This window comes from Terrabacter sp. MAHUQ-38 (assembly GCF_014518425.1).
Lineage (GTDB): Bacteria > Actinomycetota > Actinomycetes > Actinomycetales > Dermatophilaceae > Terrabacter.
The window spans coordinates 44795-68102 of sequence record NZ_JACVCU010000004.1; the positions used below are offsets into that span (position 1 = coordinate 44795).

A 23308-nucleotide genomic window follows, 5' to 3' on the forward strand; every position below is an offset into this window, starting at 1 on the left:
GCCCCATGACGCCCCTCACCGTCGCCGTCTTCGTCGGCACGCGCGCCGACCTCGGGCCGCTGTCGCCCGTCCTCGAGGGGTTGTGGGCCGCCGACGACATCAGCCTGCGCGTCCTCACCGGTGTCGCGTATGCCGCCGACGAGCTCGTCTCTGCGCTGCCGACGAGCGTGCCGGCCGACGCGTGGCGGTCGGTGGTCGTGTCGCTGGCCGACCCGATGGAGGAGGTGACGGTCGCCGCCCAGCTGCGGCAGGGCGCCACGCTGACCCGAGCCGCGGGGGAGACGTTGCGGCTGCACGACGTCGACGTGCTCGTCGTGCTCGGCGACCGGTGGGAGCTGCTCTACGTCGTGCCGCCGGCGGTGCTCCTCGGTGTGCCGGTCGTGCACCTGCACGGGGGAGAGGTCACCGAAGGAGCGCTGGACGAGCGGGTGCGGCACGCCGTCACGAAGCTCTCCGACCAGCACTGCGTCGCCTCCGAGGACGCCGCGGCCCGGCTGCGCCAGCTCGGCGAGCCGGCCGACCGGGTCCACGTGACGGGAGCGCCCGGCCTCGACCGGCTGGCCAGCGCGCGCCCCATGAGCGACGCCGACCTGGCCGCGCTGCTCGAGGTGGAGGCCGTCGAGCATCCGGTGGCCCTCTTCACCTACCACCCGCCCACGGCACAGTCCGGCGCTCCCGTCGGCAGGTGGGCCCGCGAGGCCGCCGAGGCGGCCCTCGCAGTGTGCGGGACCGTCGTCGCGACGCATCCCGGCATGGACGAGGGACGTGACGAGATCCTCGAGGCGTTGACCGCGCTCGCGTCCGTCGAGCCACGGCTGCGCGTCGTCGCCGCGCTCGGGCGCGACTACCCGGCGGTGCTCGCGGCCAGCGACGTCGTCGTGGGCAACTCGAGCTCGGGCGTCATCGAGGCCGCGACGCTCCACGTCCCGGCCGTCGACATCGGTGAGCGGCAGCGCGGCCGCCTGCGGGGCGACAACGTCGTGCACGCCGCCGAGGGGCGCGACGCCGTCGAGGCGGCCCTGCGCACCGCACTCAGCCCGCGCTGGCGGGAGCGCACGACCGGCGTCACCAACCCCTACGGTGCGGGTGCGGCGAGCGCACGCATCCTCGATATCGTTCGGGGATCGGCGGCGGCGCCGCGCGTCAAGCAGTTCGTCGACCAGTTCCTCGAAGAGGACGTCGACCGCGCGGCCGGCCCGGCGCCGCCGCGAGCGGTGAGAGAGGAGGAGGAGTGACGGCGCGAGACCTGCGCGCGGCCTGCGCGCCGACGACTGCGACGATCCGCGACGCCCTCGAGGTCGTCGACCGCAGCGGCAACCTCGTGTGCCTCCTAGTCGACGGCGGCTTCCGCCTGACCGGGCTGCTCACCGACGGCGACCTGCGCCGCGCCTTCCTCAAGGGCACGAGCCTCGACGACCTGGCGCTCGACCATGCGACTCGCTCGCCCCACTTCGTCGCCGCCGGCTCCCCGCGCGCCCTCGTCCTCGACCTCATGCAGGCGCTGCGCATCTCGGCCGTGCCCGAGCTCGCCGACGACGGCACGCTCCTCGGGCTGCACACGCTCTCCGACGTCGTCGGCTCGGCCCGGTTGCCCAACGTCGCCGTCGTCATGGCGGGCGGCAAGGGCACGCGCCTCGGCGACCTGACGAAGGACACCCCGAAGCCGCTCATGACGGTCGCGGGCCGCTCGATCCTCGAGTGGATCGTCCTGGGCCTCGTCGGCGACGGCCTGCGCGAGATCTACGTCAGCGTCAACTACCTCGCCGACCAGATCGAGGAGCACCTCGGCGACGGGTCGCGCCTGGGCTGCGTCGTGCGCTACCTCCGCGAGGACCCCGACCTGCCACTCGGCACCGCCGGCTCGCTCACGCTGCTGCGCGCCCAGCGACCCGACCTCGAGCACCCCCTCCTCGTCATGAACGGCGACCTCATGGTCGAGTTCGACGCGGGCGACCTGCTCGACGCGCACCGCCGCACGGGCGCTGCCGTCACCGTCGCGACGCGCACGTACCAGCACGAGGTGCCCTTCGGCGTCCTCGACACCGAGGACGGACGCGTGACCGGCGTCAGGGAGAAGCCGACGCTGAGCTTCGACATCAACGCCGCCGTGTACGCCGTCGAGCCGCGCGCGCTCGCATGGCTGCCCACCGGGCGGGCGAGCACCATGCCCGAGCTCGTCGAGACGTGCCTCGAGCGCGGCGAGCCGGTGACGGCTTGGCCGATCCACTCCGACTGGATCGACGTCGGCACCCCGACCGACCTGGCCCGCGCGAAGGGCGAGGCGTGAGCGACGACCCCATCCTCGAGACCGGCGACGTCGTCGACGGCACTCGAGCCCACCCGAACGACGAAAAGGCAGCTGTGACAACACCTTCCGGCACGAACACCACTGGCGACGTCCCCGAGGTCGAGCTGACCGCGCGACCCGTCGACGGGTCCGTGAAGGGCAGGACGGTGCTCGTCACCGGGTCCGACGGGTTCATCGGGTCCCACGTCGTCGAACGGCTGCTCGCCGACGGCGCCCACGTCAAGGCGTTCTGCCTCTACAACTCCAACGGCTCGTGCGGCTGGCTCGACGAGTCCGACGCCTTCCGCGCCGCGGTGCGCGACGGGCAGGCCGAGGTCGTCCTCGGCGACATCCGCGACCCCGAGCACGTCATGGCCTCGACCGAGGGCGTCGACGTCGTGCTGCACCTGGCCGCGCTCATCGCGATCCCCTTCTCGTACGTGGCTCCGCGCTCCTACGTCGAGACCAACGTCATCGGCACGCTCAACGTCCTCGAGGCCGTGCGCCGGCACGGCACGCCGCGCATGGTCAACACGTCGACGTCCGAGGTCTACGGCACACCGGAGGAGGTGCCGATCACCGAGGCCCACCCGCTGCGCGGCCAGTCGCCCTACTCGGCCACGAAGATCTCCGCCGACAAGATGTGCGAGTCGTACGCCTTGTCGTTCGAGGTGCCCGTGACGACCCTGCGCCCGTTCAACACGTTCGGCCCGCGCCAGTCGACGCGGGCCGTCATCCCGACCGTCCTGTCGCAGCTGCTCGCCGGCACGAGCCAGCTCAAGCTCGGCGACGTGACACCGAAGCGTGACTTCACCTTCGTCACCGACACCGCCGACGGCTTCGTCCGGGCCGCGCTCGCCGACGTGGCACCCGGCACGACGATCCAGCTCGGCACCGGGCGCACCGTCTCGGTCCGCGAAGTCGTCGAGCTGTGCCGCAAGGTCACCCACAGCGACGCCGAGATCGTCACCGAGAGCGACCGCATCCGACCCGAGGGCTCAGAGGTGCAGATCCTGCTCTCCGACCCGTCGCGCGCCAACGAGGTGCTCGGCTGGGCCCCCACCGTCTCGCTCGAGGAGGGCCTCTCGGCCACGGCCGAGTGGCTGCGCCCGCGGGTCGACCCCGAGACCGCCGGGCGGTACCACCGGTGAGCAGTCCCACGGGCGCACCCGCAGGGGAGGCGCACGCTCCTGGCGCGCGGGGACCCGAGGGCACGATCCCGCTCGCGGTCCCCAACATCGGCGAGCTCGAGCGGCGCTACGTCCTCGAGGCCGTCGAGTCCGGGTTCGTCTCGTCGGTCGGCCCGTTCGTCTCGGAGTTCGAGCGACGCTTCGCCGAGCGAGTCGGGTCGAAGCACGCCATCGCATGCGCCACCGGCACGGCCGCGATCCATGTCGGTCTGGTCCTGCTCGGCGTCGGGCGTGACGACGACGTCGTCTGCTCGGACTTCACCTTCGTCGGCTCGGTCAACCCCATCGCCTACTGCGGCGCCCGGCCCGTCCTCGTCGACTCCGAGACCACCACCTGGAACCTCGACCCCGCGCTGCTCGCCGCCGAGCTCGACCGCCGGGCGGCGGCGGGGGAGCGCCAGCCCGCCGCCGTCGAGATCGTCCACGTGCTCGGGCAGCCCGCCGACATGGAACCGCTCATGGACGCCTGCGACGGGCACGGCATACCCGTGCTGGAGGACGCGGCCGAGTCACTGGGCGCCACGTGGACGGGCGGGCGGTACGCCGGGCGCCACACCGGCACGGTCGGCCGCATCGGCTGCTTCTCCTTCAACGGCAACAAGATCGCGACGACCGGCGGCGGCGGCATGATCGTCACCGACGACGACGACCTCGCCGCGCGGGCCCGACACCTCACGACACAGGCCAAGGTGCCCGACGTCGGCTACCTCCACGACGAGGTCGGCTACAACTACCGACTCACCAACATCGCGGCCGGCCTGGGCCTGGCACAGCTCGAGCGGCTCGACGAGTTCGTCGCCGCCAAGCACCGCATCGCGGCCCGCTACGACGAGTCGTTCCGCGACCTGCCGCTCGTGCTTCCCCCGCGGGTGGCGGGCCTCGGCGCGACGTACTGGCTGTACTCGGTGCTCGTGCCCGAGGCCGACGGTCGCGGCCGCGACGACTTCCTCGACCACCTCCACCGCCACGGCGTCGGGGCCCGCGCTCTGTGGCGGCCGCTGCACGCCCAGCCGCCCTTCATGGGCGCGCCGGTGCTCGGCGGCGCGGTCGGCGAGGGGCTCTTCGCGCGTGGACTGTCGCTGCCGTGCGCGACGGAGCTGACCGGGCCCGACCAGGACCGCGTCATCGCGGCGGTGCGCTCCTTCTTCGGCTGAGGCGACCGGTGGGTGGCCCGCCGCCGTCGCTGGGCGGGTTTCTTGGCAGGATGTCGCCGTGGAGATCGCCATCGGGCTGCTCGCCATCGCGGCCACCGTCCTCGGCGGGGCGTGGATCGCCGACCGGTTCAAGCTGCCCGCACCGCTGGTGCTCATCCTCGTCGGCATCGTCGGGTCGTACCTCCCGTTCGTGCCGGAGGTGGCACTGAGCCCCGACGTCGTCCTGCTCGGCATCCTCCCACCGCTGCTGTACGCCGCCGCGATCCAGACCTCGCTCGTCGACTTCCGCAACAACAGGATGGTGATCCTCAGCCTGTCGGTCGGGCTCGTCCTCTTCACCGCGCTCGGCGTCGCGCTCTTCCTGCAGTGGGCGCTCGGCCTGCCGTTCGGGGTGGCCTTCGCGATCGGCGCGGTCGTCGCGCCGCCCGACGCCGTCGCTGCGACGGCGGTCGGCCGTCGGATCGGTCTGCCGCGGCGGCTCGTGACGATCCTCGAGGGTGAGTCGCTCGTCAATGACGCGACCGCGCTCGTCTCGCTGCGCACCGCGCTCGCGGCGGTGGGGCTCGCGTCGGGAGCGGCCGCCCACGACGTGACGTTCGGCGGAGTCGTGCTCGACTTCCTCTGGGCGTCGGTAGGCGGCGCGGCGATCGGCTTCGTCGTCTCGGTGCTGATCATCGTCCTGAGGCGACGGTTCTCGACGGAGCCGGCGTTCGACACGGTGCTGTCGTTCATGGTGCCGTTCGCGGCCTATGTGCCGGCCGAGGAGGTGCACGCCTCCGGCGTCATCGCCGTCGTCACAGCAGGCCTCATCCTCGGGCACAAGTCGCCGCGCACGCAGTCGGGGGCCTCCAGGCTCAGTGAGCGGATCAACTGGGTGTCGATCCAGTTCCTCCTCGAGAACGCTGTCTTCCTCCTCATCGGCCTGCAGGTCTTCTACGTTCTCGACGGTGTGCGCAGCTCGGAGCTGACTGCGGGCCGGATCACGTTCGCGGCGGTCGGCACGCTTGTCGCGGTGCTCGTGCTGCGACCGCTGTGGGTCTTCCCGTTCCGTTTCGTGCGCACGCAGCTGCTGCGTACCGAGGCCCATGCCCCGTGGTCGCACACCGTGGTGCTCGCGTGGGCCGGCATGCGCGGCGTCGTGACCCTTGCGGCAGCCCTGCTCCTCCCGGACGGGACGCGGCACCGCGACGTGCTCGTCCTCATCGCGGTCGTGGTCACCGTCGGCACGCTGCTCATCCAGGGCATGACGCTGCCGGCGATCGCGCGTCGGCTCAACGTCCGGGGGCCGGACCCGCGCGAGGACGCACTCCAGGCCGCGACCGTGTTCCAGGCCGCGACCCGCTCGGGGCTGGACCTGCTCGACGGGATGGACGACGTCGACGCCGAAACCCGCGCCCTCCTGCGGGAGCGCTCCGCGGACCGGCTCAACCAGATGTGGGAACGTCTCGGTCCGCGCGGTGCCGACACCGACGAGACGCCCAGTGCGCGCTACCGGCGGGCCCGGATGCGGATGCTCCAGGCGGAGCGCGAGGAGGTCCTGCGGCTGCGTGACGAGGGCCGGGCCGACGACGTAGTGCTCCGGGTCGTGCTCAGCGCGCTCGACCTCGAGGAGACCATGCTCGACCGGATCGACGACCAGGACAGCCGCCTGGCAGAGAGTGAGATGCTGCCCGTGGACACGATCGAGGCACCCTGCGAGCACCTCCAGGACACCGACGTCTGCGTCGAGCCGCTCACACCCGAAGGGTGCCAGGAGTGCCTGCGCGACGGCACGACCTGGGTCCACCTGCGCCTCTGCCTGGCCTGCGGGCACGTGGGTTGCTGCGACTCCTCGGAGCACAAGCACGCGAGCGCCCACTTCCGCGGCAGCGCTCACCCCGTCATGCGCTCGATCGAGCCCGGGGAGGCGTGGCGCTGGTGCTTCGTCGACGAGGTGGTCGGCTGAGTGGCTGGACAGGCGGCCGGCTCTTGGGCGTCAGACGAGCCGCTGGGTGATCGAGTGCGTGTCGCCGTCGTGGACGACGGTCGTCGACGCGCCCTGCACGAGCGCTAGGAACGGCGCGACGTGCCCGCACTCCACGTCGGCGACGATCGGCACCCCGAGGCCTCCCAGTGCGTCGCGCACTGCGTCGTGCTGCGTGAACCCGTTGGGCTCCGGCGCCCTGGTGCGTGAGACGACGATGCCGGTGGCGGCGTCGAACCAGCCCCGCAGGCGCATCGCGTGGAGAGCGCGGCAGACGTCGTAGGACCCCCACTCGGCGATGTCGAGCAGCACGACCAGCCCCTCGGGCGCGTGCTGCGCCGCGAACGCCCCGATGTCGGCGAACCGTCCACCGGCGATGAAGCTCAGCGTCTCGACGCAGCCGCCGACGAGGCGTCCGGAGAAGCTGACCGGCTCCTCCTCGTGGTCGGGGTCGATGCGGGTCCACGTCCCTCGGCCCTCGAGGGTCAGCTCGGCGACAGTCGGGTTGCCGGCGTAGTCGTCCCACCCGCCGGCGCGGTAGCGACCGGGGGAGCGCTGCACCAGCTCGTCGCCCGGGGAGGCGGCCGCGACGTCGACCCAGTGGAGTATGCCGTCCGGCGGGACGTACGGCGTGTCCATGAGGTTCTGCCCGTGGATCGTGGCGATCCCGGTGGTGAGCGTCAGCGGCGTCAGCCACGTCGACGTGTCGGAGAACCCGACGCACCACGTGGGCTCGGCCGCGGCCACCGCGTCGAGGTCGAGCAGGTCGAGCAGGTCGATGCCGGTCTCTCCGCCCCACGGCGGCACGACCGCGCGGACGGCCGGGTCGAGGAGCATGGCTGTCAGCTCGGCCGCTCGACTCTCGCGTGGCCCGCTCGTGTGGTCGGGCGTGTGGTTGAAGTCGCCCACGACGACCTCGAACCCCTTGTCGCGCAGGCACTCCACGGCATACTCGAACCGCGGCCACAGGGCGTCGGACACGCCCGAGCTCGGCGACGTGACGCCGATGCGGTCACCGGGGCGTAGGGGAGCGGGGTAGCGGATCGGCATGGCTGCAATGGTGCCAGCCCTGCCGATCCGCTTCAGCCTGTCTCGCTGCCCGTCAGGCCTTCGCGGCGGTGAAGCCCTGCTCCAGGTCGGCGACGATGTCGTCGATGTGCTCGATGCCGACCGACAGGCGCACGAGGCCCGGCGTGACGCCGGCGGCGAGACGGTCTTCGTCGGGGCCCTGCGAGTGGGTCGTCGACGCGGGGTGGATGACGAGCGAACGCACGTCGCCGATGTTGGCGACGTGACTGTGCAGGCTCAGCCCCTCGACGAACCTCTTGCCGGCCTCGAGGCCGCCCACGATCTCGAAGGAGAGCACCGCACCTGCCCCGCGTGGCGTGTACTTCTCCGCGAGGTCGTGGGACGGGCTGCCCGGCAAGGACGCCCACACGACGCGCTCGACCTGCTCGTGCCCCTGGAGGTAGGCCGCGACCCGGTGGGCGTTCTCGACATGACGCTCGATGCGCAACGAGAGGGTCTCGAGACCCTGCGCGATGAGGAACGCGTTGAACGGTGAGGCTGCCGGGCCGAGGTCGCGCAGCAGCTGGACGCGGGCCTTGAGGATGAAGGCGAGGTTTGCGCCGAGCGCGCTGCCGACGCCGAGGTCCCGCGCGAAGACGAGCCCGTGGTAGCTGTCCTCGGGCGTGTTGTAGTTCGGGAACCTCTCGGGTTCCTTGCCGTAGTCGAAGTTGCCGGAGTCGACGATGACGCCGGCGATCGACGTGCCGTGTCCGCCCAGGTACTTCGTCGCGGAGTGCACGACGACGTCGGCGCCCCACTCGATCGGGCGAATGAGGAACGGCGTCGCGACGGTGTTGTCGACGACGAGCGGCACGCCGTGCTCGTGGGCGAGTGCGGCGACGGCCTCGATGTCGAGGATCTCCGACTTCGGGTTGGCGATCGTCTCGCCGAACAGCAGCTTGGTGTTCGGCCTGATCGCGGCGCGCCACGAGTCGATCGAGGTCGGGTCCTCGACGAAGCCGACCTCGAGGCCGAACTTCGGCAGGGTGTGCTTGAACAGGTTGAAGGTGCCGCCGTAGAGGCTCGGCGAGACGACGACGTGGTCGCCGGCCTCGGCGATGTTGAGGACCGCCAGCGTCTCCGCGGCCTGCCCGGACGCGACGAGGAGCGCGCCGACCCCACCCTCGAGGGCCGCGATGCGCTGCTCGACGGCATCCGTCGTCGGGTTCATGAGGCGGGTGTAGATGTTGCCGAACTCCTTGAGCCCGAACAGGTTTGCGGCGTGGTCCGTGTCGTTGAAGACGTAGCTCGTCGTCTGGTAGATCGGCAGTGCTCGCGCGCCTGTGGCACTGTCTGCGCTCTGTCCGGCGTGGATCTGCTTGGTCTCGAAGGACCAGTGGGGCTGGGTCATCGACGTCCTGCTCTTCCTGGGTCGTGTCGATGACCGGGTCCCGACAGACGTCGTCGAGGTGGGTCCGGCGCACCGACAGGTCGGTGCGGGAGAAGGAGTCTCCGCGCTTGCCCGCGCGCCGGGCGGCGACGACGGGCCAGGTCCTCACCCGGGGCACCCCACCGCGGTTGGAGGGTTGCCGGCCAGCGAGCCGGGGCTTCGCGCTGGCACTCATGACCTGTGGGGAGTGTACGTACGCGAGTCCGCTCCGTGGGAGCGGATGTCCTCATCGTGGACGGCACCCGGCACGGTGCCGTCGCGGCGGCCGCTAACGGCTCAGTTCGGACCGCCTCGGCACGTGGATGTCGACCGGCTCGTCGACGGAGTCCACGGTGATCTCGACGTCGAGGAACCTGTACAACGTGACGAGGTCCTCCTCGGGTATCTCCTTCGAGCCGCCGAAGACCGTCGTGTCGTCCCACCCCGTGCTGTCTGCGCCGTCGATCACGGCCTTGACGAGGGCACCCCGGCTGTCGAGGGTCACTGTCGTGTAGAGACTTCCGCCGATGCTCGACGCGAGCTCCTCGCCGTCGGCGACGAGGGTGCCGAGGCTCGCCGCAACCAGGCCCTCGCTGACGTCGACGTTGCCGGAGACCTCGCCGAAGCCCACGTCGCTCTGGGCGACGAACGAGCGCAACGGCTCCGGAAGTGCGCTGACGTCGGCCGCGCCGCGACCGACTCCCGCCATTGCGAGCTCCTCGTCAATGGCGCGGTGCCATTGTCCCGAACCCCGGGGAATGCGGGCATACGCCCCGGACGGAGCCACCACGAGCTCGGACTCCCAGGGGTCCCCGCCACCGCGATGCTTTGCCCGCACCGCCAGCGTGTGCGCGTCCGCGTCGACGGCGAAGCGGCGGGTGTAGGTGACCGCGCTGTCAGCGAGCTCGAGGGTGCCGACGACGGTGTAGGTGGCCCGGTGTGCGGCGTTGAGCCGCGACTGCGAGAGGGCCCATCGGGCCACGGGGTCCGGGCCCGAAGCCGTGCGCGTCTTCTCGGGACCCGATGTGACGTCGGCGGGGGTGGGGGTCGGCGTCGGGGCTCCGTCGACCGGTGTCATGCCCGGGGCCACCGTCGTGGGGCTCGTCGACGACGTCGGCGTCGTCGTGCACGCGCTGAGTGTCGCGGCGGCCACGACCGCAGTCAGCGCGAGCGTCGTGGCGCGGCTTCCCCCGTGTGATGTCACGGAGCGCGAGCATAGGGCGCAGAGGCGTCGCCGGAGGTGGAATGGCGGACATCGACGGGCGCGGGGAGACGGACGCCTGCGCCGCGACGAGCTGCCCGTGGCGTCGATCACTAGGACGTCCTACTAATCCGAACCCGCGAGTAGGATCGCGCTCGTGAGCACGAATTCCGACTTCGACCTGTTCCGGACCAGCGAGGACCACGAGGCCCTGAGGGAGGCCATCCGTGCCATCGCCGAGGACAAGATCGCGCCGTATGCCGCCGCCGTCGACGAGGAGGCGCGCTACCCCCAGGAGGCGCACGACGCCCTCGTCGCGTCCGACTTCTTCGCACCGCACGTCCCCGAGGAGTATGACGGGGTGGGGGCCGACGCCCTCGCGACATGCATCATCATCGAGGAGGTGGCCCGCGTCGACGCGTCCGCGTCGCTCATCCCGGCCGTCAACAAGCTGGGCTCGCTCCCGCTCATCCTCGACGGCAGCGATGCTCTCAAGCAGCGCTACCTGCCGCCCCTCGCCAAGGGCGAGACGACCTTCTCCTACGGCCTGTCCGAGCGCGAGGCCGGTTCCGACACCGCGTCGATGAAGTGCCGCGCCCGTCAGGTCGGGGACGGCTGGGTGCTGTCCGGGCAGAAGTCGTGGATCACGAATGCCGGTGTGTCCGAGTACTACACGGTCCTCGCGGTCACCGATCCCGACGGCCCCCGCGGTGGCAATGTCACGGCATTCGTCGTCGAGAGGTCCGACGAGGGGTTCACGTTCGGCGAGAAGGAGCGCAAGCTCGGCATCAAGGGCAGCCCCACCCGCGAGCTGCACTTCGACGACGTCCGCATCCCCGGCGACCGCGTCGTCGGGCAGGTCGGCGACGGGCTCAAGCTCGCGCTGCGCACCCTCGACCACACACGCGTCACCATCGGCGCCCAGGCCGTCGGGATCGCCCAGGGCGCGCTCGACCAGGCCATCGCGTACGTCAAGGAGCGCAAGCAGTTCGGCACGCGCATCGCTGACTTCCAGGGCATCCAGTTCATGCTCGCCGACATGGCGATGGAGCTGGAGGCCGCTCGGCAGATGGTCTACGTCGCGGCGGCCAAGTCCGAGCGCGGCGACAAGGACCTGGCGTTCTTCGGCGCGGCCGCGAAGTGCTACGCCTCCGACGCGGCCATGAAGATCACGACCGATGCCGTCCAGCTGCTCGGTGGCGCGGGCTACACCCGCGACTTCCCGCTCGAGCGGATGATGCGTGACGCGAAGATCACCCAGATCTACGAGGGCACCAACCAGGTCCAGCGCATCGTCATGGCCCGCTCGCTGCTCAGGTAGTCGGGGCTCGAGGAGTCGGGTGGTGGACGCGCCGACGCACCGGCACGTCCACCACGCGGTCAGGACGCGGTCGCCGAGAGGTGCCCCGGGGTGACCCGGACCGTGTCTCCCGTGCCCGTGCCCGACGTCACCGTGACGGAGGTGCCCGAGTCGGCGTCGGTCCACGTCAGGCCCGCCCGCAGCGGTGCATCGTCGAGCCCCAGGGCGGTTCCGGGTGTCGTGTCGACCACGCGCACCGGCGCACGACCCGTGGCGACAGCGGTGTCGACGACGTAGACGAGCACTCCGTCGGCGGCGATCTCGCGGTCGTAACGCAGTGGCCTGCGCGACTCCAGGACGAGCGCGCGACTGCCGCCGATCGGCAGCACGGCCATCGCCGTGTCCCGACCCACCTCGACGGCCGTGAGGCGCACGGTCGTCCCGTGGTCCGGCCGCAGGCAGGCCACCTCGCCGTCCCGGAGCCATCCGAGCATCCACCGGTGCCAAGCCAGGTACTCCGGGGCCTGGCCCGAGATGAGGCCCATGAGGTCCCAGCCGCCGACGGCCGCGTGGTAGTTCGGCGGGTCGCTCCCGGGAGCCGGGTCGAAGGTGTAGAGGTCGGGCAGCCCGAGGGTGTGCCCGCTCTCATGGGCGAGCACGAGGCCGCCCCACCTCCACTGGTCGTAGCCGAACGTGATGGCGTGCGTCAGGTGGTTGCCGTCCGCGGTCACGTCGAGGAAGTTCGTCGTCGGCGAGTACGTGATGTTCTTCGCCGCCTCCGTCGCGACGACCCACACGACGTCGACGTCCGCGAAGTCGTAGCCCGGGTCGGCCGCGCGGATCGCGTCCTCGATGTAGCGCACGTGGTCCTCGTAGCTGAGGCCGCGTTCGAACGGGTAGTCCGTCGACGGCCGCGGCATCCGCACCCAGCGGTCGCTCGAGCGCGCCCTGACCTCGAGTGCGCCACGCGAGAGCGTGTTGAGGTAGTCGATGCCGGGCGCCAGGTTGCTCTCGGCCTTGAGCAGCGACCCTCGCGGGGCGGGGGCGTCGGGGAAGTCGACGAAGAGCATCGCTGCACGCAGGCGCCCCCGTGCCGGCAGGGCCTGCTCCGCCACCGGGAAGCCCTCGGCGAGATCGGTCTGCGTCGTGGCGACACGGCACGTCTGGGTCGGCGCGGGGCTGCCGGCCCGTGCCGCCGTTTCGGACGCGGTGGCCGGACCCGTCGGTGCCGCGACGGTGAGCGACACCCCGACCGCGGTGGCGGCCAGCGCCGAGACGAGCGCTCTCACGACGGCTCCTTCGAGTGGGACGACGCGGACCGCCGCGCCCGGGCCGGGCTCACGCGCGGCTCATCGGTGCGGAGGCCGCGGTGCGGCGTACGGTCGTGGCCTCGTCGGCCGATAGCAGTCCGGCCTCGGTCCACGTCGTCGTGGTGTTCGCCACGGCACGCCCGAACGCGACCTCGTTCTTGAAGGGCGCGAGTGACCAGAGGGCATCGAGGAAGCTGCGGCCGCCGTCGTCGCTGCGGTTCTCGACGCCGGAGTCCTGCCCCGCGAACACGATCGTGGGCTCGGTCCGCCGCACGTACGCGTGGTAGGGCTCCGGGTTGCCCAGGTAGAACGGCTCGAACCGGATCCCGTTGGTCTCGAAGGTCATCGGGCTCGCGCCCGCCTTCACCACGGCCCCCAGGTCACCCGACAGCGGGAGGTTGCCGTAGAGGCCGACCGGCAGCCAGGTCGTCACCTCGGACTTGCCGACGAGCGCCAGCGGGCCGTAGAGCAGAGCCTGCACGCTCGGGTCGTCGAGGGCCTGCTCGACCCGGACGGCATACGGGAAGGTGACGGTGACCCGGTCGCCCGAGCGCCACGAGCGCAGCAGCCGCGCATAGCCGTCCGAGCCCGCTTCCACCGACTGGCGCTGACCGTTGACGGCGACCGCGAAGCCGTCACCGGCCCAGGACGGGATGCGCAGCCGCAGGTCGAGGCGACCGCTGCCGGTCACGGTCAGCGTGCTCGACTGGGAGCGCGGGAAGTCGCCGGTCTGGGTGATGGTCATCCGGCGCTCGGACCAGTTCAGCGTCGACGGGATGTAGAGGTTGACCCAGAGCACGTCGTCCTCCCGCGACCGGAAGTAGATCGTGTCCTGGTACTTCGTGTGGTTCTCGAGTCCGGTTCCGCCGCAACAGGTTCCGGTGTTGCCGTAGTCTCGCGTCGCTCCCGGGCCGACGGGCACCATGTAGTTCACGAGGGGGTCGGTCGTGCTGTCGGCGTCCTCGCGCGAGGCGAGGATCTGGTTGACGAGCGCCTTCTCGTAGTAGTCCATGAACCGCGCGTCTGGTGCGTGGAAGAAGAGGTTCCGCGCCACCTTGAGCATGTTGTAGGCGGCGCAGGACTCGGCGTTCGTCGTCGTGACGATGGTGCCGGCGATGACGTCACGCTTGCGGAAGACCTCACCCTGGCCGGTGCCACCGTGCGCATACGTCCGGTGAGGGGCCACCATGTCGAAGAAGTGGCGCGTCGCCTCTCGGTAGGACGAGTCGCCGCCCTGCTCGAAGACGCGCAGGTAGCCGATGAACTGGGGGATGTGCTGGTTGGCGTGCTTGCCCTCGAGGGTGTCCCGGTCGGCCGCGCAGTCGGCCAGCAGCGTCGTGTTGTCGAAGCACCGCGCCGTCTGCATGAACCGGTCGTCGCCGGTCAGCGAGTAGAGGTCGGCCATCACCTCGTTCATGCCGCCGTACTCGCCCGCGATGTAGAGGGCCCACATCCTGTCGAGCTGCTCGCGGGGGAGCGCGCTGAGCCGGCTGTGCACCCACTCGCCCATGCGCCGAACCACTTCGAGGGCCAGGGCGTTCCCGGTCAGGGTGTGGGCATCCAGCAGGCCGCGCATGATCTTGTGGCACGTGTAGTACGGCGCCCAGATGGCGGGGTAGGTGACGTACTGCTCGAGCTTGATGAACTGCGTCTCCGGGTATGCCGCGAGGTAGCCGGGGTGGCTCGGCCCGGCGGGCCCGCCCTCACCGGTCACCACGGAGGCGTCCCACGCCCGCCCGGAGGAGTCGGCGACCGTGACCCCCGAGGTCTCGTCGAAGCGGTACCACGCGAGATCTCCGCCGCTGCCGCCGCCGGGTGTGCTGACGAGCTCGGCGACCTCGACCGCCGACAGGGCGCGGCTGTGGATGGTGACGTCGTCGACGGTGCCGGCGAGCATCGCGTCGCCGTACTGCGACCGGCCGATCCAGTTGTTCTTGGGCGCTCCGAGGTCGACGGGTGACAGCGTCATCGCCGAGTTGGTCCCGGCCACGGCCCCGTCGACGTAGAGCGTGCCGACCTGCCGGCTGAGCGTCACGGCGAGGTGGGTCCACCGGCCGGTCTCGAGCGGGCTCGTGCCGTTGATCCGCTGCTCGCCGCTTCCTCCCGTGCGCGTGATGGCGAACCGGGGCCCGGAACCGGCGTCGACGGTGAGGAACATGTTGGACGCCGTGCCCGTGCCGAAGTCGAAGGCTCGGGACCAGGTGCGCCGCTCGCGCAGGTTGAGCCACATCGAGATGGTGAAGTCGTGCAGGCCGTCGATGGTCGCGTCGGGCAGGCCGACGTACTGGCCGTCGCCCGAGAGGACGAGGCCGTTACCGAACCTGCCGGTGGCCCACGTCGCCGGTGGGGGCGGCGTGCCGGGCTGGCCGACCTTGGCGTCGAAGGCGCGCTGGCACTCCTCCAGGCCCGCGACGACCTCGTCGAGCGTGCTCTTGAACACGGCTTCGCCGGTGCCGGCCCATGCCTGCGCGAGCATGGACATGAGGTGCCCGCTGTAGTGACCGCGGAGGTTGCCCGTGGCGTCGTCCCAACCACCCGGGGGCTGCGCCCCGCGCGTGTCCATGCCGGCGGCCGCCCGGAAGTTGCTGAGGATCCGGTCGGCCGGGTAGGCGCGGGCATAGGCCAGCATCCGGTCGCGCTTCTCGGTGAAGATGCTGGGCCGCAGCTGCACGGAGTCGAGGTCGAAGGGCAGGGCGGTCCACGACCGGGGGACCGGAAGCCCGTTGACCCGGCGCGACGCGCCCGCCGCCAGGCCGGCCGTTCCGCTCGTCGGGGTCGCAGCGGCGTTGGCCGCGCCCGCGCTCGCCACGGCCACGGCGCCCGCTGACGCGGCCCCGTAGCGCAGGACCTGGCGTCGAGAGAAGGTGTTGCTCGTCATGCGTCGTCTCCTTCGTCGTCGGAGGATCGACCGGCGCGCGGGCGCACGTCGTCCTGCCCGCGCGATGGGTGTGCGCGGGCAGGACGGGACGGGCGAAGCGCGGGTGCCCGGTGGTTCCAGCCTCAGGCTCGGTCAGCGTCCGGGTGTGGGCGTCCGACGGACGTCCCTGTCGCCACCGGGCGGGGCGACGCACTCACCGATGTGATGATTAACATATGATATGTCACACACTGCTGTCAACGGCTCGGTCGCCCCACGGTGGCGCCGCGCGGCGCCGGCCTCGCACCGCCCGGGCCGAGGGTCACCAGCGGGCGGACTCGCCTGCGGGAGAAGACGATCGCGGCACGTTCCAAGGGTTGTCGTCACGCAGAGGGACAGGAACAAGCTCCTGGGGAGCCCCCTGGAAGGCGACGCCACGCAGGAACCGACCAACGGCCGCCGTTCCGACGGACGTCGCGTCCGTCGTCGTGGCCGGCCAGGGGCCGGCGTGGTGCATGGCCGGAGTGACCGCGACACCCGTCGGCCACCCCCGGAAGAGCACGCGCCCCGAGGTGCGCGCCATGACGCGTGCGAGCCGGTCGAGGTGTGGTCCGATCTCGCCGGCGCCGCGGTGAACGGTGCTCGTGAGGTTGCCGGGGAACAGCTCCGCCACCACGTCGGCGAGGTCGGTCCGGGCGGGGACCTCGACGACGATCGAGAGGGGGCCGAAGGCCTCGTCGAGCAGCGCGTCGGAGTGGTTGCGCAGGGTCGCGAGCGACACGGCCACGAAGGTCGGCGTCACCCAGGCCTGGCCGTCGTCGTCGCGCCGGACCGACCCGCCGTGCACCACGCGTACGCCGTCGGTGGCGAGCACCGCGGCGCGACGCGCAACGTAGCCGTCGGCGATGGCAGCGTTGAGCAGGCGGTGCTCCGGCACCTCGGACGCGGCCTGGGCGATGACGGGGTCGACCACGGATCCCTCTGGTACGAGAAGGAACCCGGGCTTCGTGCACAGCTGACCGGCGGATCCGGAGACGCTCGTGACATAGCCGCGCAACAGGCCGTCACCACCCTCGGACAGGGCGTCCGCCGTGACCACGACGGGGTTGACGCTGCCGAGCTCGCCGAAGAACGGGATGGGACGCGGGCGTGACGCGGCCACCCCGGTAAGGATGCGCCCGGCGCGCACCGAGCCCGTGAAGGACGCAGCGTGGATCCCTGGGTGGCGCAGCACCTCGACGCCGGTCTGCTGGCCCTCGACGAGCTGCAGCACCGCGTCGGGCAGGCCTGCTTCGACGAGCGCCCTCGCGACGAGGTCGGCGACCCGACGAGAGAGGCGCGGGTGGCCGGGGTGCGCCTTGACGACGACAGGGCAGCCGGCCGCCAGCGCGGATGCGGTGTCGCCGCCGGCGACCGAGAAGGCGAAGGGGAAGTTGCTGGCCGCGAACACGAGGACCGGGCCCACCGGCAGCATGACCCGGCGCAGGTCGTCGCGCGGCACCCCGAGCGCGAAGTCGGGGTCCGCCTCGTCGACCCGGGCGTCGAGGTGGGTGCCCTGCTCCACGACGCGCGCGAAGAGCCCGAGCTGGACCCGGGTGCGCCGCAGCTCGCCCGCCAGCCGGGCAGGGAGCAGGCCGGTCTCGTCCCGGGCGACCGCGATGAGCTCGTCGGCATGCTCGGCGAGGGCGCCCGCGGCGGCGTCCAGCGCGGCGGCGCGCACCGCTGGGGCGAGGTCGGGCAGGACGTCGAAGGCGCGCTGCGCCCTCGCGACGACGTCGTCGACCGGCACAGGTACCGGCGGGTGCAGGTGAGTGGGGGTCGCGGTCACGGGTGCTCCTCGGGTGTTGTCGTCACGGTTCAGAACGCGAACCCGGCGGGGAAGGGGTCGGTGGGGTCGAGCAGGTAGGTGGCCGACCCGGTCACCCACGCCCGGCCGGTGATGGTGGGGACGACAGCAGGGATTCCGTCCACCTCGGTCTCGGCGACGATGCGGCCGACGAAGCGGCTGCCGATGAACGACTCGTTGACGAAGTCTGTGTCGAGCGCGAGCTCGCCGCGCGCCCACAGCTCGGCCATCCGGGCGGACGTGCCCGTGCCACAGGGAGACCGGTCGAACCAGCCGGGGTGGATGGCCATGGCGTGCCGCGACAGCGTGGCGTCGGAGCCCGGCGCGATGAACTCGACGTGGTGGCAGTGGTCGACGCCGTCGATGGTCGGGTGGTGAGGCGGCGACGTGGCGTTGATCGCGTCCATGATGGCGAGGCCGGCTGCGAGCACGTCGTCCTGGCGAGCGCGGTCGAAGGGCAGACCGACGGCCTCCAGGTCGACCATGGCGTAGAAGTTGCCCCCGAAGGCGAGGCTGTAGGGCACGTCGCCCAGCCCGGGCACGGCCACCGTGTCGTCGAGGCGCACCACGAAGCTGGGCACGTTCTCGATGGTCACGGAGTCGGCGTGACCGTCGCTGACGGCCACCCGGGCGATGACGAGGCCGGCGGGTGTGTCGAGCCGGATCGTCGTCACCGGCTCGACGACCTCGACGAGCCCGGTCTCCACGAGCACCGTCGCGACGCCGATGGTTCCGTGGCCGCACATCGGCAGGCAGCCCGACACCTCGATGTAGACCACGCCCCAGTCGCAGTCCTGCCGCGTCGGGGGCTGCAGGATGGCGCCGCTCATGGCGGCGTGGCCGCGCGGCTCGAGCACCAGCAGCTGCCTGATCTCGTCGAGGTGCTCGATGAAGTGCAGCCGCTTGTCGTTCATCGTCACGCCCGGGATCACGCCGACGCCGTCTGTGACGACGCGCGTCGGCATACCCTCCGTGTGTGAGTCGACGGCTGTGAACGACCGCGTGCCCGGCCGGAGCCTGACGCGCGGGGCCCCGGCCGTCATCGCGTCGCGAGGTAGGACAGGGCCTTCTCGGTGTCCTTGCGCACCTGGGCCTCGTGCTCCGGGCTGAGCGGGCCGCGCGGTGGGCGGGTGCGTCCCCCCGTGCTGTGGCCGGCGATGTCGATGGACAGCTTGATCGCCTGGACGAACTCCGTGCGGGAGTCCCACCGGAAGACGGCCACCAGGTGCGAGTAGAGCTCGCGGGCTTCCGCGATCCGGCCCTCCTGCACGAGCGTGAAGATCTCGACGGCCTCGCGCGGGAAGGCGTTCGGGTAGCCGGCGAACCAGCCGACCGCGCCGGCGACGAGGGACTCGAAGAGCAGGTCGTCCGCACCGGCGATGACGTCGATGTCGGCGACCTCCTTGATCGCGAGCACCCGCCGGATGTCACCGGAGAACTCCTTGACCGCGACGACGTTCTCGAGCTGCGCGATCTCGGCGACGAGGTCGGGCGTCAGGTCGACCTTCGTGTCGAACGGGTTGTTGTAGGCCATGATCGGCAACCCGACCTCGTTGACCCGCGCGTAGTGCTCCACGACCTCGGCCCGGCTGGCGCGGTAGATCGTGGGCGGCAGCAGGAGGACACCGTCGGCGCCGTCCTCGGCCGCGAGCCGGGTCCAGTGCTGCGCCTGGTGCCAGCCGACGCCGTGCACGCCGGCGACGACGATGCCGCGTCCGGCCACGGCCTCGACGGCGACCTGGACGACGCGGCGGCGCTCCTCGTCGGTGAGTGACGAGTACTCGCCGAGCGAGCCGTTGGGGCCGACGCCGCGGCACCCGTTCTCGATGAGGAAGTTGCAGTGCTCGGCGTACCGGTCGTAGTCGACGGCCAGGCCGGCGGGTGCCGACTCGTCCTCCATGAAGGGGAGCGTCGTCGCGACGACGACGCCGCCGAGGTCGAAGGGGGTGCTGCTCACGGGGTGTCCTTCCGTTCGGGGGTGGAGTGCTCGTCGCCGGGACGGGTGCCGTGCGACGTGGTGCGTTTGGTGGTCGGCGACCCCGCCCGGGCGAGGTCGCCGAGCCGGACGGGGGTGACGACGGGGCGCGCCTCGAGGGCGTCGGGCGCGCCGAGCAGTGACGAGACCGCGGGGGAGCACATGCGCCCCTGACAGATCCCGAGGCCCGCACGCGAGGTGAGCTTGACCGAGACGGGGTCGGTGGATGCCGTGAGCGCCACGGTCTCGCGCAGCCGTCCGGCAGTGACCTCCTCGCACCGGCACACGATGGTGTCGTCGCTCAGCCACCCGACCCACCCGGGCCGTATGCCGTGTGCCCGGGCGAGGCGGGCGGCGATCTCCCGCGTCGCCTGCCGCCGGTGAACCGCGCGTCGCGCATCGGCGGTGTCCGGGTCTCCGCCCGCGGCGTCGTGGCCGGCGAGCCAGCCCTCGGCGAGCGCGGCGTCCACGCCGCCGATGCCGGTCGTCTCGCCTGCGGCCCACACGTGTGCGTTGCTGGTGCGCTGCCGGTCGTCGACTGCCACGAACCGGGCCGGCGTGATCCGGGTGCCGAGGGCGATCGCGACCTCGAGGCGAGGCGTGAAGCCGTGGCTGACGCAGACGGCGTCGGCCTCGACCGTGCGTTCGGTCCCGCGGACCGGTGTCCATCCGCCGTCGAGCCTCGCGACCGTCACGGCCTCGACCCGCGTCGTCCCGTGGGCCGCGACGACCGCCGAGCCGACCCGGTAAGGGATCCGGTGCCGCAGCTGCGTGGAGGCGTAGCCGGCCAGCTCGATGAGCTTGCCGGCGCTGCGCGTGACCCGCCAGGGGCTCGGGAGCCAGCCGCGCGCGAGGGCTCGTGCGCCGCTCGCCTCGAGCACCTCGACGACGGAGGTCCCTCGGGTGGCCAGCGTCGCGGCGACCGGCAGGAGAAACGGCCCCGAGCCGGCGACCACGACGCGGCCGCCGACCGCGACGCGGTCGCCCTTGGCGAGGGCTTGGGCCGCGCCTGCCGTCGTGACGCCCGGTAGGTCCCAGCCCGGGAACGGGAGCGTGCGGTCGTGCGCCCCGGTGGCGACGACGACGGCGTCCGGGGCGAGCGTGAGTGCGTCGCGATCGAGGTCGTCGGGCGGCCCGACGAGGACGTGGAGCCGCGGTCCGTCGTCGTGCTGCTCGGCAGCCCATACCTGGGCCCCCGTCACGAGGTCGATACTCGGATGGGAGCGGACTGCGTCGTCGGGGGCTCGGTACGTGCGCCAGCCGTGCTGGACGGACAGGTCATCGGGTCCGAGGTGGTCGAGGGGCTCGGCGGGATGCCGCCAGTACTGGCCGCCCGTCTGGTCGGCGGCGTCGAGGAGCGTGACGCGGGCTCCGGCCTCGGCGGCTGCCCGGGCGGCTGCCAGCCCGGCCGGACCGGCGCCGACGACAGCGACGTGGCGGCGGCCAGCGGCCGTGCTCACGACGTCGCCCCGGGCAGGCGGATCTGCTGGCGGACGACGACATCGCCGTCGTGCGCCCGGCGAAGGCACGCGCGGACGTCGGCGAGCCCGTTGACCTCGACGACGCAGTCGAAGCACACACCGATACCGCAGAACAGGCCGCGCGGGGCCTCACCGAAGGACGTCGTGCGCCACGAGGTCTCGCCAGCGGCCAGCAGGACTGCCGCGATCGTCTGGCCGGCGCGTCCGGTCACGGGCACGCCGTCGACCGAGATCGTGACCGGGTCGGGACGATCGCCCCCGAAGTGCCCGGCAGGGTTCCTGACGACGCTCATGAAGCCACCTGCGCGTCGTCGGGCGCGGCCTCGGTGGGGCCGGCGTCGGTGGCCAGTCCCGGGCGTCCGGGACGGAACGGGCGAGGGTCGAGCAGGGGCGTCCCGCCCGTCAGGAGCTCGGCGAGCAGCTCGCCGGTTGCGGGGGCCAGGCCGATGCCGGCGCCCTCGTGCCCCGTGGCGAACCAGAGACCCGGCAGGCGCGCGTCGGACCCGATGACCGGAAGGTGGTCGGGGACGTACGGCCGGAACCCCAGGTAGGAGCGCATGACGCTCGCCTCCGCAAGAAACGGGAAGAGCCGTAGGGCACGCTCGGCGATCGCCCGCAGGACCTCGACGCGGAGCCGCCGGTCGAAGCCGACCTGCTCGCGGCTGGACCCGATGAGGACCGTGCCCGCGGCCGTCGACTCGACGACGGCCGAGGCCTGCAGAGCGGCGTCGACCGACTGGGTGGCGTCGAAGTAGTCACCGTCGTAGACCTTGTGGTGCACGCGGTGCGGCATGCGGGTCGTCACGAGCACCATGCCTCGTCGAGGCCGCACGGGAACGGGCGCTCCGAACCGCTCGGCCACGACCCCGGACCACGGTCCGGCCGCGACGACGACCGCATCCGCGTGCAGGACGCCGTCGCTCGTGCGCAGGCCGCCGAGGCGGTTGCCGGCGCCGAGTGGCCCGATCACCTCGCAGCCGGCCCGGACGGTGACGCCGCGGAGCCGCGCGGAGGCGAGCAGGGCCTCGGTCGCGACGACGGGTTGCACCTGCGCGTCCTCCGGGTAGTGGACGGCCGCTGCCAGCTCGGGGGAGAGGTGCGGCTCGAGCTCCAGTGTCTCGGCGAGGGAGACCGGTCGGGCGTCGACCCCGCTGTCGCGCTGTGACGCGGCGAAAGCGCGGAGGGGCTCTGCGCCTGCCTCGGTCGTCGCGACGACGAGCCCGCCCTTGCGGTCGTACTCGAGGGACGGGAACCGCGGCCCGAGCTCGTCGGCGAGCTGGGCGACGACGTCGGGCCAGAGTGTGGACGCGTAGCGTGCCAGGTCGAGCTCGGGGCCGGGACCCTTGTCGGAGACGAGGATGTTGCCCTCGCCGTGCGCGCTCGTCGCCGTGCCCGGTGAGCCGCGGTCGACGAGGGTGACCTGCGCGCCGCGCGCGGCAAGGGCGCGGGCGCAGGCGGCGCCGACGATGCCCGCGCCGATGACGAGGACGTCGCTCATCTCGCTCCTTTCAGGGTCGGTCCGGATCCGGAGGCGACGGGCGCCCCGATGGCGCGTGACACATCACCGCGGACGATGCAGGGCCCCGTCGTGGCCGGGCGGGCTCAGGCCTCGGCGTGCCCCGCCCACAGGCCGAGGGAGTGGCCGATGTGCCGCTCCATGAGTGCCCGCGCCGCGGCACCGTCACCCGAGGAGAGAAGGTCGAGCAGCTCGTGGTGCTCGTGAGCCGACTCGACGAGCCGGCTCGTGCCGGCGATGGCGGAGAGTCCCAGCAGGCGCGCCCGGCTGCGCAGGTCACTGACGATGTCGACCGCGATCGGGTTGCCGAGCATCGCGGTGAGCCGCACGTGGAAGGCGGTGTCGGCCTCCAGGTAGGCGACGAGGTCGCCCGTGCGGGCGCCCTCGACGATGCGGTCGGCGCCGCCGCGCAGCTCAGGCAGGGCGGTCGTCGGAAAGCTGGCGGCGAGGCGCTCCATGCAGGTGGGCTCGATCATGAGCCGGACCGAGGCGACATGGCGCAGCGACTCCTCGCTGACGACCGTGATGCGGAAGCCCTTGTTGCGCACGGGTTCGACGTAGCCGGACTTCTCGAGCTCGAGGATGGCCTCACGCACCGGCGTCGCCGAGACGTTGAAGCGCGTCGCGAGGGTGGGGACCGACACGAGCTGGTTCGGGGCCAGCTCGCCTGTGACGATGGCGGCGACGAGGGCGCGACGGACGCGCTCGCGCAGGCTCTCGGTCGGCTCGATGCGTTGGAGCGATCCGGGCGAGGTCGTCGTGCTCATGCAGGGTCCTTCCGCAGGCGCGGG

18 protein-coding genes and 1 riboswitch are annotated in these 23308 nt (G+C 72.1%); of the genes, 6 read left to right on the forward strand and 12 right to left on the reverse strand.

What is annotated here, in order from left to right; genetic code table 11:
• The first annotated feature begins 5 nt into the window (after positions 1 to 5).
• The 5 genes from neuC to H9I49_RS15480 are packed head-to-tail and all read left to right on the forward strand — an operon-like array spanning position 6 to position 6576.
• On the forward strand, positions 6 to 1235 hold the full coding sequence (neuC, locus tag H9I49_RS15460) for a UDP-N-acetylglucosamine 2-epimerase (RefSeq protein ID WP_188031301.1): 1230 nt from the start codon (positions 6 to 8) through the stop codon (positions 1233 to 1235).
• Entirely contained in the window at positions 1232 to 2287 is a 1056-nt protein-coding gene (locus H9I49_RS15465) for a nucleotidyltransferase family protein (RefSeq protein ID WP_188031302.1), read from the forward strand. Before neuC ends, H9I49_RS15465 begins: the two co-directional genes overlap by 4 nt.
• Complete coding sequence (locus tag H9I49_RS15470; protein WP_370587597.1) at positions 2284 to 3438, forward strand: GDP-mannose 4,6-dehydratase; 1155 nt, start codon at positions 2284 to 2286, stop codon at positions 3436 to 3438. Before H9I49_RS15465 ends, H9I49_RS15470 begins: the two co-directional genes overlap by 4 nt.
• Positions 3435 to 4631 (forward strand): DegT/DnrJ/EryC1/StrS family aminotransferase, encoded by a 1197-nt coding sequence (locus H9I49_RS15475; protein WP_188031303.1) that lies wholly within the window; start codon positions 3435 to 3437, stop codon positions 4629 to 4631. The genes H9I49_RS15470 and H9I49_RS15475 overlap by 4 nt, the downstream gene beginning before the upstream one ends.
• Positions 4632 to 4689: 58 nt before the next feature.
• Positions 4690 to 6576: a Na+/H+ antiporter gene (locus tag H9I49_RS15480; protein WP_188031304.1), complete on the forward strand. Its 1887-nt coding sequence runs from the start codon at positions 4690 to 4692 to the stop codon at positions 6574 to 6576.
• A 30-nt stretch (positions 6577 to 6606) separates the two neighbouring features.
• Here the strand turns inward: H9I49_RS15480 and H9I49_RS15485 are convergent, their stop codons facing one another.
• The 3 genes from H9I49_RS15485 to H9I49_RS15495 form a co-directional block, all read right to left on the reverse strand.
• Positions 6607 to 7644 (reverse strand): LD-carboxypeptidase, encoded by a 1038-nt coding sequence (locus H9I49_RS15485; RefSeq protein ID WP_188031305.1) that lies wholly within the window; start codon positions 7642 to 7644, stop codon positions 6607 to 6609.
• 52 nt (positions 7645 to 7696) lie between these two features.
• Positions 7697 to 9013, reverse strand: a complete 1317-nt coding sequence (locus H9I49_RS15490) for a bifunctional o-acetylhomoserine/o-acetylserine sulfhydrylase (RefSeq protein ID WP_188031306.1) — start codon at positions 9011 to 9013, stop codon at positions 7697 to 7699.
• A gap of 98 nt (positions 9014 to 9111) precedes the next feature.
• A riboswitch (SAM riboswitch) is annotated at positions 9112 to 9231 on the reverse strand.
• Positions 9232 to 9320: 89 nt separating this feature from the next.
• The gene (locus H9I49_RS15495; protein ID WP_188031307.1) at positions 9321 to 10235 is read right to left on the reverse strand and encodes a hypothetical protein; all 915 of its coding nucleotides are present in this window, start codon (positions 10233 to 10235) and stop codon (positions 9321 to 9323) included.
• Positions 10236 to 10389: 154 nt separating this feature from the next.
• On the opposite strand from H9I49_RS15495, the gene H9I49_RS15500 reads away from it, so the two are divergent.
• Positions 10390 to 11553 (forward strand): acyl-CoA dehydrogenase family protein, encoded by a 1164-nt coding sequence (locus H9I49_RS15500; RefSeq protein ID WP_188031308.1) that lies wholly within the window; start codon positions 10390 to 10392, stop codon positions 11551 to 11553.
• A 59-nt stretch (positions 11554 to 11612) separates the two neighbouring features.
• On the opposite strand, the gene H9I49_RS15505 is transcribed toward H9I49_RS15500, so the two are convergent.
• The 9 genes from H9I49_RS15505 to H9I49_RS15545 form a co-directional block, all read right to left on the reverse strand.
• Positions 11613 to 12821: a peptidase M6 gene (locus H9I49_RS15505; protein WP_188031309.1), complete on the reverse strand. Its 1209-nt coding sequence runs from the start codon at positions 12819 to 12821 to the stop codon at positions 11613 to 11615.
• Between the two features lie 49 nt (positions 12822 to 12870).
• On the reverse strand, positions 12871 to 15720 hold the full coding sequence (locus H9I49_RS15510; protein WP_188031310.1) for a beta-L-arabinofuranosidase domain-containing protein: 2850 nt from the start codon (positions 15718 to 15720) through the stop codon (positions 12871 to 12873).
• Positions 15721 to 16021: 301 nt separating this feature from the next.
• Positions 16022 to 17527 carry an aldehyde dehydrogenase family protein gene (locus tag H9I49_RS15515; protein ID WP_370587598.1) on the reverse strand — a complete coding sequence of 502 codons (1506 nt, stop codon included), beginning with the start codon at positions 17525 to 17527 and terminating at the stop codon, positions 16022 to 16024.
• A gap of 29 nt (positions 17528 to 17556) precedes the next feature.
• On the reverse strand, positions 17557 to 18588 hold the full coding sequence (locus tag H9I49_RS15520; protein WP_188031311.1) for a proline racemase family protein: 1032 nt from the start codon (positions 18586 to 18588) through the stop codon (positions 17557 to 17559).
• Positions 18585 to 19445: a dihydrodipicolinate synthase family protein gene (locus tag H9I49_RS15525; protein WP_223128850.1), complete on the reverse strand. Its 861-nt coding sequence runs from the start codon at positions 19443 to 19445 to the stop codon at positions 18585 to 18587. The genes H9I49_RS15520 and H9I49_RS15525 overlap by 4 nt, the downstream gene beginning before the upstream one ends.
• Before the next feature lie 53 nt (positions 19446 to 19498).
• Positions 19499 to 20980: an FAD-dependent oxidoreductase gene (locus H9I49_RS15530; protein WP_188031313.1), complete on the reverse strand. Its 1482-nt coding sequence runs from the start codon at positions 20978 to 20980 to the stop codon at positions 19499 to 19501.
• Positions 20977 to 21294: a (2Fe-2S)-binding protein gene (locus H9I49_RS15535; protein ID WP_188031314.1), complete on the reverse strand. Its 318-nt coding sequence runs from the start codon at positions 21292 to 21294 to the stop codon at positions 20977 to 20979. Before H9I49_RS15535 ends, H9I49_RS15530 begins: the two co-directional genes overlap by 4 nt.
• Positions 21291 to 22499: an FAD-binding oxidoreductase gene (locus tag H9I49_RS15540; protein WP_188031315.1), complete on the reverse strand. Its 1209-nt coding sequence runs from the start codon at positions 22497 to 22499 to the stop codon at positions 21291 to 21293. The genes H9I49_RS15535 and H9I49_RS15540 overlap by 4 nt, the downstream gene beginning before the upstream one ends.
• Positions 22500 to 22603: 104 nt before the next feature.
• A complete protein-coding gene (locus tag H9I49_RS15545; RefSeq protein WP_188031316.1) occupies positions 22604 to 23284 on the reverse strand; it encodes a GntR family transcriptional regulator in 681 nt (226 codons plus the stop codon).
• Positions 23285 to 23308: the final 24 nt, after the last annotated feature.

Coding starts and splice junctions, on each gene's coding strand:
- H9I49_RS15545 (WP_188031316.1), bottom strand. CDS start 23,284: ATGAGCACGACGACCTCGCCCGGATCGCTCCAACGCATCGAGCCGACC.
- H9I49_RS15510 (WP_188031310.1), bottom strand. CDS start 15,720: ATGACGAGCAACACCTTCTCTCGACGCCAGGTCCTGCGCTACGGGGCC.
- H9I49_RS15485 (WP_188031305.1), bottom strand. CDS start 7,644: ATGCCGATCCGCTACCCCGCTCCCCTACGCCCCGGTGACCGCATCGGC.
- neuC (WP_188031301.1), top strand. CDS start 6: ATGACGCCCCTCACCGTCGCCGTCTTCGTCGGCACGCGCGCCGACCTC.
- H9I49_RS15525 (WP_223128850.1), bottom strand. CDS start 19,445: ATGGAGGACGAGTCGGCACCCGCCGGCCTGGCCGTCGACTACGACCGG.
- H9I49_RS15520 (WP_188031311.1), bottom strand. CDS start 18,588: ATGACGGCCGGGGCCCCGCGCGTCAGGCTCCGGCCGGGCACGCGGTCG.
- H9I49_RS15535 (WP_188031314.1), bottom strand. CDS start 21,294: ATGAGCGTCGTCAGGAACCCTGCCGGGCACTTCGGGGGCGATCGTCCC.
- H9I49_RS15540 (WP_188031315.1), bottom strand. CDS start 22,499: ATGAGCGACGTCCTCGTCATCGGCGCGGGCATCGTCGGCGCCGCCTGC.
- H9I49_RS15490 (WP_188031306.1), bottom strand. CDS start 9,013: ATGACCCAGCCCCACTGGTCCTTCGAGACCAAGCAGATCCACGCCGGA.